The organism is Paenibacillus sp. CAA11 (genome assembly GCF_003060825.1).
Taxonomy (GTDB): domain Bacteria; phylum Bacillota; class Bacilli; order Paenibacillales; family Paenibacillaceae; genus Fontibacillus.
The window spans coordinates 4,490,043-4,505,228 of the sequence record NZ_CP028922.1 but is presented as its reverse complement, the minus strand read 5'-3'; the positions used below and the strand labels follow the sequence as shown (position 1 = coordinate 4,505,228).

Here is a 15,186-nt window from a genome sequence, read left to right as displayed (position 1 = left end):
GATGCTTGTTGTCTATTCGCCCGCTGTCCGCATCCCGGAACGGGAATATATTTACCGGGTTATGCTTGAAGAATTTTTAGGGCTTTCCTGCCGCGTTGAATTCGGGGAATATCCGGACGTAGAGATTGAGCTTGACGAGGGGGGAGAAGCAAGCAGGCTGCGGGTGGCGGATGTTCTGCTGCGGATGCCAGACTCAAGCTGGCTGGGGGCATCTTCTCTGCCCTCTTGCCCGTTGGACCGCATTGATCCGGGACACGGTTTGCTGCCGTCCTTGCCTGTCCTATACGGGGAGCCGTCTGCTGATGGGAGCTACTTCTCCAAAGCACAAGATCAGGACTACTGCGGCGTGGATGTGTTCGGGGGAGCCTTTTTTCTGCTGACCCGGTACGAAGAGGTGGTCGTGCCGCTTAGGGACAGGCATGGACGCTTTCCTGCCTCGGCATCGCTGGCGGCGAAGGAGGGATTCCTGAATCGCCCGCTTGTGAACGAATATGCGGAGCTGTTGTGGTTGCGGATGTCGGCTCTATGGCCTGGTCTGCAGCGTCCGCCGCGGAAGGCGCGCCGGATGGTGAGCCATGATGTTGATTTTGCCTACTACAGAACGGGCCGAAGGCGCCGGGACGCAGCGCGTGAAGCGCTAGGGGATATTCTCCGGCGCAAGGATCTGCGCTCGGGTCTGCTGAAGCTTACGATGCTGCCTCCAGGGCTGTGGACACGGGCCCATGACCCGTTCGATACATACGACTGGCTGATGGAGCAGAGCGAACGCCAAGGCCTAAAGAGCTCCTTCTACTTCATGACCGATCAGACCGACCCGCGCTGGGATGGCAATTATACGCTGAAGAATCCCCGGCTGATAAGGCTTCTACAGAGCATTGCTGCGCGGGGCCATGAAATAGGCCTGCACCCCTCCTATGACAGCAGCCGCCAGGAGGGGATGATCCGCGAGCAGTTCAACCGGTTGCTGGCGGCTGCGGAGTCTGTGGGGATCAAGCAGCCATCTTACGGCGGGCGCCAGCACTATCTGCGCTGGAATGGGCCGGATACGTGGCAGCAGTGGGAGGATGCCGGACTCACCTATGACAGCAGCCTGGGATACCCGGAGCAGATCGGCTTTAGAGCAGGCGCCTGCTACGAATACCCGGTATTCCATCTTCTTAACCGAAGGGCCCTTCGCTTGAGAGAACGCCCGCTCCTGGTCATGGATCAATCGGTGATCCACCCGTCTTACATGGGGCTTCAGGGGGAGGAGGCTCTATCGGAAATCCGCCGCTGCTATGACAGCTGTATGAGGTACAACGGGGATTTCACCTTACTGTGGCATAACAGTCAGCTCACAGCGACAGCTGACCGGAAGCTGTATATGGATATTCTTCAGCTTCGTTAGCTAGAGGCAGCACGTTTATGTAATTGAAGTGGAGAGGAGGGGCTTAAGGCTTGAAGATCGCCTATCTTATGCATTGGAACGATGGGCCGGAGAGCGGTGTAATCAAGAAGGTGGCCGACCAGCTGATCGCTTGGAAGCGGCTCGGGCATGAGCCGTCCCTGTTTCTGTTCACACGCTGCACGGATGTGGGCTGGACCGAGAAAATAGCGGATTATCCGGTGATCGTCCAGACTTATCGCGGAGGAATCCGGAGAGTGGCGGATTTCTGCAGGCTTACCCGCAAAATCCGCCACTGGCAGCCCGATTGTGTCTACCATCGGTTCGACATGTATTACTGCTCTTTGCCGCGGCTGTTAGGCCGTTATCCGTCGGTTCTTGAGATCAATACGAATGATGTGTCCGAGCTGAGGATGTCTAAGCGCAGCACCCTCCGATATATCTACCACCGGCTGACCCGAAGTGCTGTGCTCAGAGCTGCTGGGGGTTTTGTATTCGTTAGTGCAGAGCTGGCCGGGGAGCGCCATTTCGAGCGGTATGCAAAGGACAAGATGATTATCGGCAATGGAATCGAGCTTGCCCGGTACAATCGGGGATTGCTGCCGAAGGCGCAGTCTGCCATGGCGGCAGCTGGGCAGAGCGGTATGGCGGCGGCGGCTCTCTTTGCCTCTCCTGTACGGCTGATCTTTCTCGGTTCGCCTGGGCAGTCCTGGCATGGAGTCGATGAATTGGCGGCCCTAGCAAAGGCGAGACCGGACTGGCAGTTCGATATTGTCGGCGTTGGGCCTGAGGAGCTCGGCCATCCAGCACCGGCCAATATGGTGTTCCATGGAGTGCTCTCCCGGACCGAGTACCAGCCTTTATTGGACCAGGCCGATGTGGCGGTAGGAACGCTTGCTCTATATCGCAAGCATATGAAGGAGGCCTCTCCCTTGAAGGTTCGCGAGTATCTGGCGAACGGGCTGCCGGTTATAGCCGCCTACCAGGAGACCGACTTCGCCGTCCCGGTTCCCTTCCTGCTGGAGCTGCCCAATGAGCCAGGCAGCACAGGACGCTGCCTCCGGGAGATCGATGCCTTTGTTGAGGCTTGGCGCGGCCGGCGAATTGAGCCAGAGGAGGTTCAGCATTTGGATACTTCAGTCAAAGAGGCGGCAAGAACAGTCTATATGCAGCAGATTGCAGATAGAAGGCGATCATGGTGAGCGTGGAGACGGGCTTGATTCTTATGCTGCTGCTCATTGCGGCTTTGTTCTATACCCAGTGTGTCATTCAGCTGGGCGCCAAGCTGAATGCAGCATATTTGTTTGCATTTACGGTGTATTTCGACATGTTCGGTTACTTTTACAAGCAGTTTCTTCCCGGTGATGCTTTGCTGCTGCTCGTTGCCTTGCCCCTGCTGCCTGTTATGTTGGCCTTGCTTTGGAAGCCGGGAAGCAGCTTGCTGCCTAGGCCGGTCTCAAGAGGGGAGCGAGGCGCTGCCGCCTATGAACCGGGGGCGCCGCTAGAATCCGGTACTGTACAGGTGAGAAGGAGCGTGGAGACGGGCAGTGGTGGGAGTGGTGGTTCAGGCAACGGAGAGTCCAGCAGCAGAGAGCCGAGTGGCAGAGATTCTGGCAGTGTTGGGCCTGGCAGCAGAAGGTCAGGCAGTAGAAGGTCGAGCAGCGGAGGGTCAGGCAGTGGGGAGCCCAGCAGCGGAGAGTCAGGCTGCAGAGGGGCGGGCGGCGTGGAGACGGGCAGTGTTGGGTCAGGCAGTGGAGAGTCCCGCAGCGAAGAGCCGTGCAGCAGAGAGTCCCGCAGCGGCCAGCTTGCGCTAGGCCACATCAGCAAGGAGCTTTCCTGGGTGGGGCTTGGACTATGGGCGGTTTTCTTTATCTACAGCTTATTTACGCTGGCCTGGTCCCCTGTCGACAGCGCAGGACTGAAGAAGGAACAAATTCTGCTGATCCGGGGAATGATCCCGGCTTTATATACATACATCCTATATAGGAAATATGGGAAGTTCTCCTGGAGCATCGTAGCTTTTTTCGGACTGGTGTATGCCATCGTGCACTTAAGCTTTGGCGTTTATATGGAAGAGTATCCAGGCCGGCTTACGCTCCCGGGCAGCAATCCGATCTTCAACGCCCGAATCTCACTCCTCACGGTGGCGGTATGTCTCTGGGGGAGGCGAATCCCGCTGCCGCTAAGGCTGGTAGCACTTTTAGCTGCCGGGGCGTCTGCGCTCAGCACGCAGTCACGGGGCCCGCTGGCCGCCTTTGTCATTGCTAATGTGCTGGTGCTGATCTACATCTCCTGGAAGAAAAGGCATGCTTGTAGCCAGCGGATGCTAAGACGGCTTGCGGCTTGCGGCATAGGTTTACTCGTTCTCTCTACGGCCGGGCTTTCGCTGTACGGTGATTCGCTTGCAGAGCAAATCCAAGGCAGCCGCTTCACCGTGCTGTTCGATAAGAACAGCTTGGAGGGAGATAACAATTTTATCGGCCGGATGGTTCTTCAGGAAGGAGCAATAAGGCTGCTGGAGGAGCATCCGATGTTCGGTGCCGGACTCGGAGCTTTGTCCCCTCCGGTGGCCCGGGATTTCCCCCACAATGTTGCGCTGGAGATCGCCGGGGAGCAGGGACTTACCGGGCTTGTGCTGTGGTTACTGGCCGTAGGCACGGGTCTTTGGGCAGCCAGAAAGAGCCCAGTGGTCTGTGCTCTGCTGATGCAGGCCCTGGGATACGCGATGATCAGCGGGGACTTCGGCTACAACTATGAATATGTGCTGCTCGCGGTAATGGCCTTGGCATTCTACCGCAGTGCGGAAAGGAAAGGAGAAAGCCAAGTTGAACAAGATCATGTTCATCCTAACGGGGCTTTCCTGCGGCGGGGCGGAGAATCAGGTCGTGCAGCTGTGCCGGGGACTTCGCCGTAGGGGCTGGGAGGTGCAGGTCATCAGCCTGCTTAAGCCAGAGGGTTTTGTACAGGAACTGGAGCAGGAGGGGGCGAGCGTGCTCTCCCTCGGCATGAAGAGAGGCCTGCCTGATCCACGCGCCATATTCAGGCTGGCTGGTTATATCCGCAGCTTCCGTCCGGATGTCATTCACAGTCATATGGTTCATGCCAATCTGTTAGTTCGGCTGACCCGTTTGATCTGCCGCATGCCGCGGCTCATCTGTACGGCGCACAATATGCAGGAGGGCGGCAGGCTTCGGGAATGGCTGTATCGTCTGACCGATCCGCTGTGCGACTGGACGACGAATGTAAGCGAACGGGCCGTTCAGCGGTATGTGGACATCAAGGCGGCGCCTGCTTCCAAGATTAGCCGGATGCCCAATGGGGTGGACCTGTCGCGGTATGCCCGGGATGAGAAGCTGAGGGCTGCAAAGCGTAAGGAGCTTGGGGTCGGGGGAGAATTCATTTGGCTTGCAGCCGGCCGGTTCGTTCCAGAGAAGGATCACACCAGCCTGCTGAAGGCTTATGCCCGCACGCTGCCTGAGGCCCCTTCAAGCCATCTCCTTTTGGCCGGGGATGGTCCCTGCCGTCCAGCCGCAGAGCAGCTTGCCCGAGAGCTTGGCATCGCCTCCCAGGTTCATTTTCTCGGCCTACAGAGCGATATGACGGGACTCATGAATGCCGCAGATGCCTTCGTGATGTCCTCACGCTGGGAGGGGCTCCCCATGGTGCTGCTTGAAGCGTCCGCCTGCGAGCTCCCGATGGTGGCCACAGATGTCGGAGGCAATGCAGAGATTGTGCAGGATGGAGGCGGCGGCTGGCTGGTCGAGCCGTCCAACCCGGATGCGCTGGCGGAAGCGATGCTGCGAATGAGGCTTACCTCCTTAAGCGAGAGACAGGAGATGGGGAGAAACGCCAGGGCTCATGTGCTTGAAGGCTATGAACTCAATAAGGTTGTGGAGCGCTGGGTCGGCATGTATCTCGAACAGGGCCGAAGCGAGTCTCAGAGGCCGCTGGTGGAGGGATAGGAGGAAGTCTGTTGGAAACAAAAAAGATCGCTTATACGGCCACTGTATATTCTCATCTGGCCCACTTTCACCTCCCCTTTCTCCGCGATCTTCGGGAAAAGGGCTACGAGGTGCATGCGTATGCCGGAGCCGATGCCCTGCGGGATGAGGTGGAGCAGGCGGGAGTGCGCTGCGTGGATGTTCCCTTCAGCCGCAGCCCGCTGTCTCTAGGGAACTGGGCGGCGCTGCGCCAGCTTCTTGGCTGCTTTCGGCAGGAGCGGTATGAATTCATTCATACCCATACCCCGAATGCCGCGCTGATTACCCGCCTGGCGGCAGCCTGCGCTGGCCTGAGGAATGTGGTGTACACCGCGCACGGCTTTCACTTTTACCGAGGCGCTCCGCTGCTGAACTGGCTGCTCTATTATCCGCTGGAGCGGCTCATGGCTCGCTGGACCGATGTGCTCATTACCTTGAATGAGGAGGATTATCGCCGTGCCGCGCACTTCCCGGTACGCCGCCATGCGCTGCAGCTTCCCGGGGTCGGCGTCCAGCTGGAGCCGATTGAGGGCCCGGCAGAGGAGCAGCTGCTCAGCGGACTGGGACTGCAGGCTTCAGCGGCCAGGCCGATGATCGTGCTCTGCGCGGCCGAGCTGAACCGCAACAAGAATCAGGAGCAGCTGATTCGGGCTGTTCATGAGCTGATCCGGGAGGGCATACCGGTTATCCTTCTGCTCGCCGGAGCCGGAGGTTGGGAGCTTCGCTGCCGGGAGCTGGTCTCCCGCCTCCAGCTGGAGCAGGCTGTGCGCTTTCTCGGTTACCGCCGCGATATCGCGCAGTGGATGCAGGCTGCCGACGTCGTGGCGCTGGTCTCGCGGCGGGAGGGTCTGCCCAAGGTGCTGCTGGAGGGTTTGGCCGCAGGCAAGCCGCTCGTTGTCACCGATGTCCGGGGCAGCCGGGAGCTGGTGCAGCCGGAGGAGAATGGCTTTGTCGTCCCGGTTGGGGACTACCGGGCGACTGCTGGGGCCCTGCGCAGGCTGTATGATGATCCTTTACTGCGCACGCAGATGGGCGCAAGCAGCCAGCGCAAGGCTGCAAAATATGCACTGGATCCGGTTCGAGCCAGGCTGGAGGAGGTTTATGCCGCCTTGCTTGATCCGGGAGAGAGAAAGGGAGGAAGTCAGGCATGAGGTTGTTCCGCTGGAGCAGCTTGAAGGCGGCTGTACTGCTGCTTGATATATTGTTTGTTTATGGAGTGTATCTGCTGGCCTACGGGCTGAAATTCCCATCCGGCATTCCGGTGGCGGAATGGACTTCGTTCCTGCAATACGCCCCTTGGCTGGGCGTGCTTACCGTCTCGGCTTATTACTTGTTTCACCTGTATGACTTTGCCGGAAGACAGCAGCCGGGCAAGCTGCTGTACAATCTGGTGCTGGCCCATGCATTCATTGCTGTCTTTCTCATTGTGCTGAATTATTGGCTGAAGACCTTCAGTCTGCCGCGCACCGTTGTTTTCATGGCCTTTCTCATTCAAATCGCCCTGACGTTCGGGGTGAGGCTGTTGTTATTTCTGCTGCAGCGCGCACTTCATGCCAGACGCCGCGCACTGGTCGTCACGGGAACGGAGCCTTCTGCGAGCGCCTTGTTGGACCGCGTGAACCATGCAGGCTCCGCCTGGTTTGATATCATCCGTGTCCTGCGCGGTCAGGAGGCCTCGAGCAGACTGCAGGAAGGCATATGGGACCAGGTTGATGTGCTGATGATCGGGCAGGGCGTGGCCCCTTCCTTAAGGAACCGGCTGATCCGCATGGCAGGAGAGCGGCGCATTGAGGTGCTCCTGGTCCCCGATTTTTATGAACTAACCCTGCAGAAGGCTGAAACGCAGCAGCTGGATGATCTTTTGCTGTACTCTTTGCTTCCCCCTCAGCTTGACCCCTGGGAGCGGCTGGTCAAAAGAGCGGCCGATGTCATCTTCTCCCTGGCGCTGCTCATCTTGGCCTCTCCGGTCATGCTGTTGTTGTGCGTTCTGATCCCTCTGACCTCCAAAGGCTCCGCCTTCTTTGTGCAGGAGCGCTTGGGCCGTTATGAGAGGCCTTTCCTGCTGTATAAATTTCGCAGCATGGTGGAGAATGCGGAGGCGGCCACGGGCCCGGTGTTGGCCGGAGCTGCAGATGCCCGCATCACCCGGCTTGGTCAGTGGATTCGGGCCACGCGGCTGGATGAGCTGCCCCAGCTCATCAATGTGCTGCTAGGGCATATGAGTCTGGTCGGTCCCCGTCCGGAACGCGCCTTTTTTACCGAGCGCTTTAAGGAAGAGCTGCCGCATTATTCCCAGCGGTTCATGGTGAAGCCTGGACTGACAGGGCTCGCCCAGGTGATGGGCAACTATACTACTGACCCCTCCGATAAGCTGCGGTTTGATCTGATGTATATCAACAGCTACTCCCCTCTGCTGGATCTGCAGATTATGCTCCAGACCTTGCGGGTTATGGTGCACCGGGAGCCTGCTAGGGGCGTAGTCCAGAAGGATGCTCCCCTCATCAGGGAGGAAGCCTGATGAGACGCCGAACCAAGTGGCTGATCGCAGCGGCTTCGACTTTAGTGCTGCTTATTTTTTTTGGCATCTTCGCCTACTTAGAGTGGGAGCCTGGCCGCCACTTCCGTCCGCAGCAGCTCCCGGTGCTGGTCGCTCCCCAGAAGGCAGTAGGAATGCTCCAGGCAGGGAGCCCTCTGGGAGAACAGGCAAACTCAGCCGCTGAACCAAGCGCACCCTCTCAAGCAGAATCGCTAAAGCTCGATGGCTTCAACCTGCTTCTGCTCGGGATTGATGCAAGGGGGGCGGAAAGCTCCCGAACCGATGTGCTGATGCTGATTCATGTCGATCCTGAATTGCGGAAGGTCCGGCTGCTGTCGATTCCGCGCGATACGAGAGTGCAGCTTCCGGGGATTGGCTATACGAAGATCAACCATGCTCACATCCTGGGCGAGCGCAAGAGCGGAAGCCATGCGGGGACAGAGGCGGCTCTACAGGCTGTCAGTAATTTGTGCAGCTGTAAGATCAATTATTATGTCAAAACCGATTTTGCCGGCTTTGAACGATTTGTCGATAAGATTGGCGGACTGGACTTAGAGCTGGATGAGCCGGTTACGCTAACTTATGCACAGCAGACCCTGCCTAAAGGGGAAGTTCATTTGAATGGAGAGACCGCCCTTCATTTCGTCCGTGAGCGCCGTTCTCTCCCGGGAGGGGATCAAGGACGCCAAGAGCATCAAGCTCAGGCGTTGAAGGCGTTGATTAACAAGCTGCTTGAGCCCAGAAATTTGCTCCGGATCAAGCCGCTGATTGAGGAAATTCGTGAGGACTTGGTGGATACCAATCTGGAGGATGGAGATTTGGTGAGCCTTGCTTGGCTGGCCAAAGATCTGAAGGGGAACCACCTGAGCTATGACCAGCTTCCGGGTGAAGGCAAGCGCGCATGGGACCCCATGGTGAAGGCAGAGCTCTACTACTGGGTTCCCGATATGACGGAGTGGGAGAAGCTTCGGAAGGCCTATTCCGTGCGCTGATTGCCGCATGCTGCCTTCGTTCATCTTACTGTACATGGGATCTTGATCAGGGCGCTAGCTTACATCTTACGGTATATTTGGATAGGCCAAGTCATACATTGATTGATAACTATGTATAGAAGAATGGAGAGTCGGAGGAACGATGAAGGTACTCGTTACTGGTGGAGCCGGATTTATTGGCCGCCATACTGTTGAACTGCTGGTTGCCCGCGGCTATGAAGTTGCTGTCATCGACTATGCGCCAGGGGGGAAGGAGCAGCTTGGTCTTAAGGGCCAGGTGAACTACTACGACTTGGATATAGGGTCAGAGCAGCTGGCAGATATATTTGAACAAGAGCGTCCGGATTACTGCATTCACCTGGCAGGCCAAATCAGCGTGAAGCGCTCTTTGCAGGACCCCTTCGTCGATGCGAAGACGAATATTATGGGCACGATTCATCTGCTTCGGCAATGCGTCCGCTATGAAGTGAAGAAGGTGATTTTCTCCTCATCTGCCGCCGTGTACGGCAATCCCATAGAGCTGCCGATCGGGGAGGATCACGAAACCTCGCCTTTGTCGTTCTACGGTATGTCAAAGCGGGTCTCGGAAATGTACATACAGACCTTTGCGGAGCGATATGGCCTCAACTATGGAATACTGCGGTATGCCAATGTATATGGCATGCGGCAAACCTCCGGGGGAGAAGGCGGCGTAGTGGCCATATTTATCGATCGGCTGCTGCATAAGCTGCCCGTGACCATCCGAGGGGATGGGACACAGACCCGGGATTTCATTTATGTGAAGGACGTCGCTGAGGCCAATATCGCCGCACTTACCCGGGGGGACCGGGAGGTCATGAATATCAGCAGCCGTCAGCCGGTATCGATTGCTGCCTTGCTGCATCTGCTTGAAGGACTTACCCCTCCACACCGCCAGCTACTCTATGAGCGTGCGGTGGAAGGGGATATCGTCCACAGCCTGCTGGATAATCGCAAAGCCCGGCGGCTGCTGGACTGGGAGCCGGTCTATTCGCTGTCTGACGGGCTCCAGGAGACCGTGCATTATGAGGCTTCCTGCTTGTTGTCTTCGGTCGGAAGAGCCCAGACAGACACGCTGCCGCCGTTCACGGGGAAGACCGCCGATCCATCCTCTTCGATCCGAATCTGATCCTTGCGGTTTCCCGTTAGGTCGATCCAAGTCTCGCCTGCGCGTTCCTGACCTACAAACATGTGCTTCTCTCCATGGTCTCCATTTGCAATAATGACGGCACAGCCCGACCCTTTGAACTCGGATACTCCGCGCCGAACCCAGCCGATGGTATTGGGATGATCGAAGTAATCTTCTTGGGCTCCGTAGGCTTTGTGATAGCGTGCATACAGCAGAGAGTCGATGGCGTCCTTCTTGCCTGGAATCGGCTCTTTGCCGCCAATACCGTAGTAGTCGCCGTAGAACACGGCCGGGTAGCCATCCTTGCGAAGAAGGATCAGCGCATAGGCGCTTGGCTTGAACCAGTCCTGCACCCAGGATTCGAGAGACTCATTTGGCTGGGAGTCATGGTTGTCCACGAACGTAACTGCATTTAAGGGATGGGATTTGACCAGGGTATCGTCAAAGATCGTCCGAAGATCGAATGATCTGCCAGCTTGAGCGGCCGCTTGTAGCTTATAGTGCAAGGAGACATCGAACAGATCAATTTTGTAGTCGATGGTGTCCAGAAACTGCTGGCAGGCGGCAAGCTCAGGATTCCAAAATTCGCCGACGATATAGAAGTCTTCGCCGCGCTTCTTCTTCATGGCAAGCGCGAATTCTTTGATGAATTCATGGTTGATATGCTTGATGGCATCCAGACGGTAGCCTCCGCACTGGAGCGTATCGACAAGCCACTTGCCCCAGCGAATCATCTCTTGGCGCACGGCGGGGTGGCCGTAGTCGATATTGGCGAACATCAAATAATCGTAATTGCCGAACTCGTCATCCACGTTCTTGTTCCAGCCCTTATTCTCGCCAAGAATGCGGTAAATGCCGGTCTTCTTCCGGCTAGCATCATAGTCTGTGCCATTGAAATACTCATGGTTCCACACAAAGGAAGAGTACTTGCCTTTTCTGCCGGGAAAGGTGAACTTAGTCCAGCCCTCAATCTCGAACGGTTCGGAAATTTCCTCGTTCCGGTTCTCGGGGTTGACCTCGACTACTTGGAAGCGCTCCGTCTCATCCGCCCCTGCTTTGTGGTTCATGACGAGGTCGACATACACTACAATTCCATTCTTTTGGCAGGCGGCAATGGCCTCGACAAGTTCTTCCTTGGTGCCGTATTTCGTGCGCCTTGCGCCTTTTTGCTCGAATTCTCCTAAATCGTAAAGGTCATATACGCCATAGCCTGTATCTTCAGGAGATTGTCCCTTGGTTACCGGAGGAATCCATACCGAGTCAATCCCCGCTTGCTTTAGTTCGGGCGCGAGCCGGGCTAGCCGTCTCCAGTGGGATCCATCTGGCTCTAAATACCATTCAAAAAACTGCATCAGGGTATGATTTCTGTTCACGTCAGGTCTCTCCTCCTTTGGGTTCTATCCACAAGTTACCCATGGGATGCCACCAGCTAAACGTATTTAGTTCACCACTTATAAAACCTGGAACAAACCGACATGAAATCCGCCAAAACAGAGAGCCTAAGGGTCTCACCAAATCTACACCAACATCGTTCTGCGATGCTTCCTGTGTTACTATTTGCTGAAATTAGGTTAATAATCTCTAAAAGTGAACTTGTGAGGAAGGGGAAGCTTCTTCATCTTTTATTCCAATACATTGCAGTATATTCCGGATGAGCAGGGACAAGATTCCGGTATAATATAGAACAATAGATGAACTCAAGCAGATATGAGGTGACCAAAGGGATGAGCTTGCTAGCTGTACCCGAATGCATCATGAAAGATACCGAACCGATGACTACAAAAATATGCGCAGCTTGTCAGTGCGACAAGCCGCTCTCTGCCTTTCCGCGGCGAAGCGGAAAGCGGGCAGGGGCAGCGGCTCGCCGGGGAACCTGCCGGGAATGCCGGAAGAAGAGGTCCTTGCAGGCAGCCTCCGTTCAAGGAGCAGGCGGCGATACGCCTAAGCTCGTCTCGGCGGTGTCAGAATCACGCCGGAAACCCCGCGGCGGCAGCCGTTCTTCTGCCAGCCAGACCAGTAAGCGGCAGCGTGCAACTGTCCTGACAGCGGCGGGCACACAGCAGCAGGCGGGACCAAGAGCGCTCCATCCCGGAGATGCTTCGGCCTTGAAGCCGCTGCGCTCCGGCTTTATTCGCATGCGCGGCAGGACGGATAAAGGGCGCCGCTGGCAACAGGAGATTGAGCTTGAGCTGGCAGTTACCTTAGTAGAGGAGCATGCCGCCGTGGTGGTGAACCCGCATACGATCCGGCGGTTGTTCACGAATAAGGATTTCCGTTTGTTTATTTTGCAGCGGGATCATTATACGTGCCGTTACTGCGGCGGATATGGCGATACGATCGACCATCTGCTCCCAAGGGCCAAAGGCGGACACACGACGCCGGATAATTGCGTGTGTGCATGTCATTTGTGCAACCAGGCTAAGGCTGATCGTGATGTAGAGGAATTTATCCGGGAAGACGGAGAAGGGGAGAGAACAGATCAAGGGCGCGAATAGCCCTTTTTTAATTTAGAATTTATGTCATATGCAACCTTTGCAAGCCGTGCTCCCGTCTGAAGTTAAGAGGTGATGAAGGATGCTAGGATATATTCGGAACTACCTGTTCATTCTGGGTGCATTGCTCCTTGTGGCCAGCTGCGGTCTCAAGGAAGGGAGTACCTCTGTAAATTCCATGGTTCAGGCAGGAGAGCAGCCTACTCCCTCTAAGGATATAGAGTATACAGATATTTTGGATGCCAAACAGCTTTCGATCAGCCGATCGCTGGGCTTCGGTAGTGCGAATCCGCAGTTCCTTAAGACCTATACAGATCCCGAGACCCTTGCTGCTTTTACAGCAGCCCTGAAGACCGCAGAGCGAATGGAGGGCCAGCTGGATATTCGCGTCTCAGACTATGACTTCATTCTGGAGCCCGCAGACGGTGGGCAGTCCAGGAAAGGCCATCTTTGGCTCGATTCGAGCAGCGGGAGCGGACTGTATATGAATGTATCGGATACCGGAACAGGCTATAAGCTGACTGAGGCCTCGGCGCGGCGGCTAGCAGAGATTCTCGGCCGCATCACCTATACGCCTGCTCAGGCAGAAGAGAACGGGGATGTTGTCATCACCAGTACCGGCATGCGCAATGTAAAGGTGTGGTCGGAGTTTTACCAGAAGGTGTCATCGGGCGAGAAGGCCAAAGTACAGGTGACGAGATATACCACAGAAGGCGAGCCGATCTTTGACAACCTGGAGTTTAACGGCAGTGACCTTCTTTTCCAGCATGACAGCACCTGGGACAGCTTTGGTGCTTCCGAGAAGTATGCGGAATTCTGCAAACGAGTAGAGAAGAAGGAGGCCGAAGATCGGGCAGTCTATGAGCTTGGCGGGTGTACGGCTTCGTTCAGATTGGAGATCAACCAAGGGGGATAACAGGTATTTCGACAAAATCCCTCTATAATCGATTCCACGTGGAACAATATGTCGTATTGAATGCGAAGTGCGCTATTTCCACAGCTGGAGTAAAGGTCCTTCGGCTCCAAAGACCGGATCTGTATTAGGAATAGGAACGGCGCGAATTTCCTGTAGAGCCTCGGCTCGTTCTTCTGGCTTTCCGATACGCGTATTATAGCTGGCCCCGTTTGGGTAGGCACCGGCGATGAGAAAATCCGGGCTTGATCTGAGGCGCCTGTGACCTGTGCCTGCTGGCAGCACGAGGCAATCTCCTGCACGTACTGAAATCTCTTCTCCATGTTCCCCGCCAAGCTGGAGCCGGGCTACTCCACGGATCACGCCAAGTGCCTCATGGGCATTGCTGTGGAAGTGGTGATAGTGAAATACTCCATTTCTCCAGCTGTTCAGCCAGCCGTTTTTGTTAAATACGGCCTCGGTATCCTCCGGGCTGTGCTCAAGTGCTCCCTGATAGAGAATGACCGGCAGGCGGGGATTGTTGGGGATGGTTTCTCCATCCTTCAGCATCAAGGTTTGTATAGTGTGATCTTCTATCTTCATCATTGATTCCTCCTTAAAGAAACTTTATCCCTAGCCATGGCAAAGAAATAAACATTTTGTCATCACTTTTAAACGGGTTTGAAATCCTTTTTGCCTGATAAAGAATTATGATTAAAGAAAATGATCCAAAAACGTTTGAAAATGGTTCAGACGGTTATTCAATCTTATATACAGTTTTACGATTATAAATTTAAGGCGAACAAGGGGGAATCCCACATGATCAAGAAATCTATTACACTGCTGCTTATGTTCACTTTGTTTGCAATTACGTCCATCCAGACTTCTCCGAACGCGGTAGGGGAGAGCACCACACCGGCAGCTAGTCCGGCAGCGGGTGAGGAGAAGGTGATCACAGCTTATATAAACGGATTACAGCAGCAGAATGGGGAAGTTACGATTACCGTTGACCCGATCAGCTGGTATCAAGGCGAGGCGGCAAATGAAGTCTTCCGCCAGCTTGAGCCGGAAGGCTATGCCGAGCTTGGGGGAACTCCGGACGGTTATTATATTGTCAATAATACAGAAGAAGCTATTCCGTATAATGTAGACAGCCAGGCAGAAGTGCTGATGCAGCTGTACGATCATACAGGCAACCCCTTGGATGCGGAGGTTGTGTGGAATGAGCCGGTCAGTCTGAACAAATTCACAGCCATTTATAATCATGACGGTTTGATTGACACGGCAAGCTTCCCTTATCACCTGACCATTAAGGATGGCAAAGTGATCAAAATTGTACAACAGTATGTGCCTTAAGTAGAATGAACAAGGCGCACAAAAAGGCAGCCTTCCTATTTGATGAAGGCTGCCTTTTTTGTGATAAGAAACAGGTTATTTTTTGGATTCGAGAGTTTGCAGATATTCCCGGATTTCGTTAGGGGTCTTGGCAAACTTGCTGTGAAGATGAGCGACCTTCTGGCCGTTCTGGTAGACAAGAAGGCTTGGAATGCCGCGAACCTCATTCTCTTCGGCGATATGTTGGAACTTCTCAGCATCCATGGCATAGAACGCCTTGTCTTGGTTCTCCTCGATAATGGGGCCCATGAAGCGGTCCAGGTTTTTGCAGTCCGGGCACCAGCTGGTATCATATTTTATAACGGTATATCCATCAGTCTGAATAAGGCTCTTATATTGTTCTTCGGATTCAATTCTCTCCATGATCT

14 protein-coding genes are annotated in these 15,186 nt (G+C 55.3%); 11 read left to right on the top strand and 3 right to left on the bottom strand.

The features are described from left to right. Position 1 precedes the first annotated feature (1 nt). From DCC85_RS21060 to DCC85_RS21025, 8 genes are all read left to right on the top strand, one after another. Positions 2-1,387, top strand: a complete 1,386-nt coding sequence (locus tag DCC85_RS21060; protein WP_108467324.1) for a polysaccharide deacetylase family protein — start codon at positions 2-4, stop codon at positions 1,385-1,387. 50 nt (positions 1,388-1,437) lie between these two features. After that, positions 1,438-2,586 (top strand): glycosyltransferase, encoded by a 1,149-nt coding sequence (locus DCC85_RS21055; protein ID WP_108467323.1) that lies wholly within the window; start codon positions 1,438-1,440, stop codon positions 2,584-2,586. Next, positions 2,580-4,298 carry an O-antigen ligase family protein gene (locus DCC85_RS21050; RefSeq protein ID WP_108467322.1) on the top strand — a complete coding sequence of 573 codons (1,719 nt, stop codon included), beginning with the start codon at positions 2,580-2,582 and terminating at the stop codon, positions 4,296-4,298. Before DCC85_RS21055 ends, DCC85_RS21050 begins: the two co-directional genes overlap by 7 nt. Beyond that, a complete protein-coding gene (locus tag DCC85_RS21045; RefSeq protein WP_199909949.1) occupies positions 4,210-5,346 on the top strand; it encodes a glycosyltransferase in 1,137 nt (378 codons plus the stop codon). Before DCC85_RS21050 ends, DCC85_RS21045 begins: the two co-directional genes overlap by 89 nt. Positions 5,347-5,357: 11 nt before the next feature. Beyond that, positions 5,358-6,515, top strand: a complete 1,158-nt coding sequence (locus tag DCC85_RS21040; RefSeq protein WP_108467321.1) for a glycosyltransferase family 4 protein — start codon at positions 5,358-5,360, stop codon at positions 6,513-6,515. Further along, on the top strand, positions 6,512-7,882 hold the full coding sequence (locus DCC85_RS21035; RefSeq protein WP_108467320.1) for a sugar transferase: 1,371 nt from the start codon (positions 6,512-6,514) through the stop codon (positions 7,880-7,882). Before DCC85_RS21040 ends, DCC85_RS21035 begins: the two co-directional genes overlap by 4 nt. Continuing rightward, complete coding sequence (locus DCC85_RS21030; RefSeq protein WP_108467319.1) at positions 7,882-8,892, top strand: LCP family protein; 1,011 nt, start codon at positions 7,882-7,884, stop codon at positions 8,890-8,892. Before DCC85_RS21035 ends, DCC85_RS21030 begins: the two co-directional genes overlap by 1 nt. Before the next feature lie 142 nt (positions 8,893-9,034). Next, entirely contained in the window at positions 9,035-10,039 is a 1,005-nt protein-coding gene (locus tag DCC85_RS21025; protein WP_108467318.1) for an NAD-dependent epimerase/dehydratase family protein, read from the top strand. On the opposite strand, the gene DCC85_RS21020 is transcribed toward DCC85_RS21025, so the two are convergent. Continuing rightward, positions 9,934-11,412, bottom strand: a complete 1,479-nt coding sequence (locus tag DCC85_RS21020; protein WP_108467317.1) for an alpha-amylase — start codon at positions 11,410-11,412, stop codon at positions 9,934-9,936. The genes DCC85_RS21025 and DCC85_RS21020 overlap by 106 nt on opposite strands. Positions 11,413-11,763: 351 nt before the next feature. Here DCC85_RS21020 and DCC85_RS21015 point away from each other — a divergent pair, with 351 nt between their 5' ends. Both DCC85_RS21015 and DCC85_RS21010 read left to right on the top strand, forming a co-directional pair. Beyond that, positions 11,764-12,534 (top strand): HNH endonuclease, encoded by a 771-nt coding sequence (locus DCC85_RS21015; RefSeq protein ID WP_234414255.1) that lies wholly within the window; start codon positions 11,764-11,766, stop codon positions 12,532-12,534. 79 nt (positions 12,535-12,613) lie between these two features. Continuing rightward, positions 12,614-13,447, top strand: a complete 834-nt coding sequence (locus DCC85_RS21010) for a DUF4362 domain-containing protein (protein ID WP_108467315.1) — start codon at positions 12,614-12,616, stop codon at positions 13,445-13,447. Positions 13,448-13,519: 72 nt separating this feature from the next. Here the strand turns inward: DCC85_RS21010 and DCC85_RS21005 are convergent, their stop codons facing one another. Beyond that, positions 13,520-14,029 (bottom strand): cupin domain-containing protein, encoded by a 510-nt coding sequence (locus tag DCC85_RS21005; RefSeq protein WP_234414254.1) that lies wholly within the window; start codon positions 14,027-14,029, stop codon positions 13,520-13,522. A 213-nt stretch (positions 14,030-14,242) separates the two neighbouring features. Between DCC85_RS21005 and DCC85_RS21000 the strand changes: the two genes are divergently transcribed. Beyond that, positions 14,243-14,779, top strand: coding sequence for a hypothetical protein (locus DCC85_RS21000; protein ID WP_108467313.1), 537 nt, complete (start codon positions 14,243-14,245; stop codon positions 14,777-14,779). Between the two features lie 75 nt (positions 14,780-14,854). On the opposite strand, the gene DCC85_RS20995 is transcribed toward DCC85_RS21000, so the two are convergent. Next, on the bottom strand, positions 14,855-15,181 hold the full coding sequence (locus DCC85_RS20995; RefSeq protein ID WP_108467312.1) for a thioredoxin family protein: 327 nt from the start codon (positions 15,179-15,181) through the stop codon (positions 14,855-14,857). Positions 15,182-15,186: the final 5 nt, after the last annotated feature.

Bases quoted from the DNA above. Each gene is read 5' to 3' on its own strand.
- DCC85_RS21060 (WP_108467324.1), top strand. From the start codon at position 2: ATGCTTGTTGTCTATTCGCCCGCTGTCCGCATCCCGGAACGGGAATAT.
- DCC85_RS21050 (WP_108467322.1), top strand. From the start codon at position 2,580: ATGGTGAGCGTGGAGACGGGCTTGATTCTTATGCTGCTGCTCATTGCG.
- DCC85_RS21035 (WP_108467320.1), top strand. From the start codon at position 6,512: ATGAGGTTGTTCCGCTGGAGCAGCTTGAAGGCGGCTGTACTGCTGCTT.
- DCC85_RS21030 (WP_108467319.1), top strand. From the start codon at position 7,882: ATGAGACGCCGAACCAAGTGGCTGATCGCAGCGGCTTCGACTTTAGTG.
- DCC85_RS21025 (WP_108467318.1), top strand. From the start codon at position 9,035: ATGAAGGTACTCGTTACTGGTGGAGCCGGATTTATTGGCCGCCATACT.
- DCC85_RS21015 (WP_234414255.1), top strand. From the start codon at position 11,764: ATGAGCTTGCTAGCTGTACCCGAATGCATCATGAAAGATACCGAACCG.
- DCC85_RS21010 (WP_108467315.1), top strand. From the start codon at position 12,614: ATGCTAGGATATATTCGGAACTACCTGTTCATTCTGGGTGCATTGCTC.
- DCC85_RS21005 (WP_234414254.1), bottom strand. From the start codon at position 14,029: ATGATGAAGATAGAAGATCACACTATACAAACCTTGATGCTGAAGGAT.
- DCC85_RS21000 (WP_108467313.1), top strand. From the start codon at position 14,243: ATGATCAAGAAATCTATTACACTGCTGCTTATGTTCACTTTGTTTGCA.
- DCC85_RS20995 (WP_108467312.1), bottom strand. From the start codon at position 15,181: ATGGAGAGAATTGAATCCGAAGAACAATATAAGAGCCTTATTCAGACT.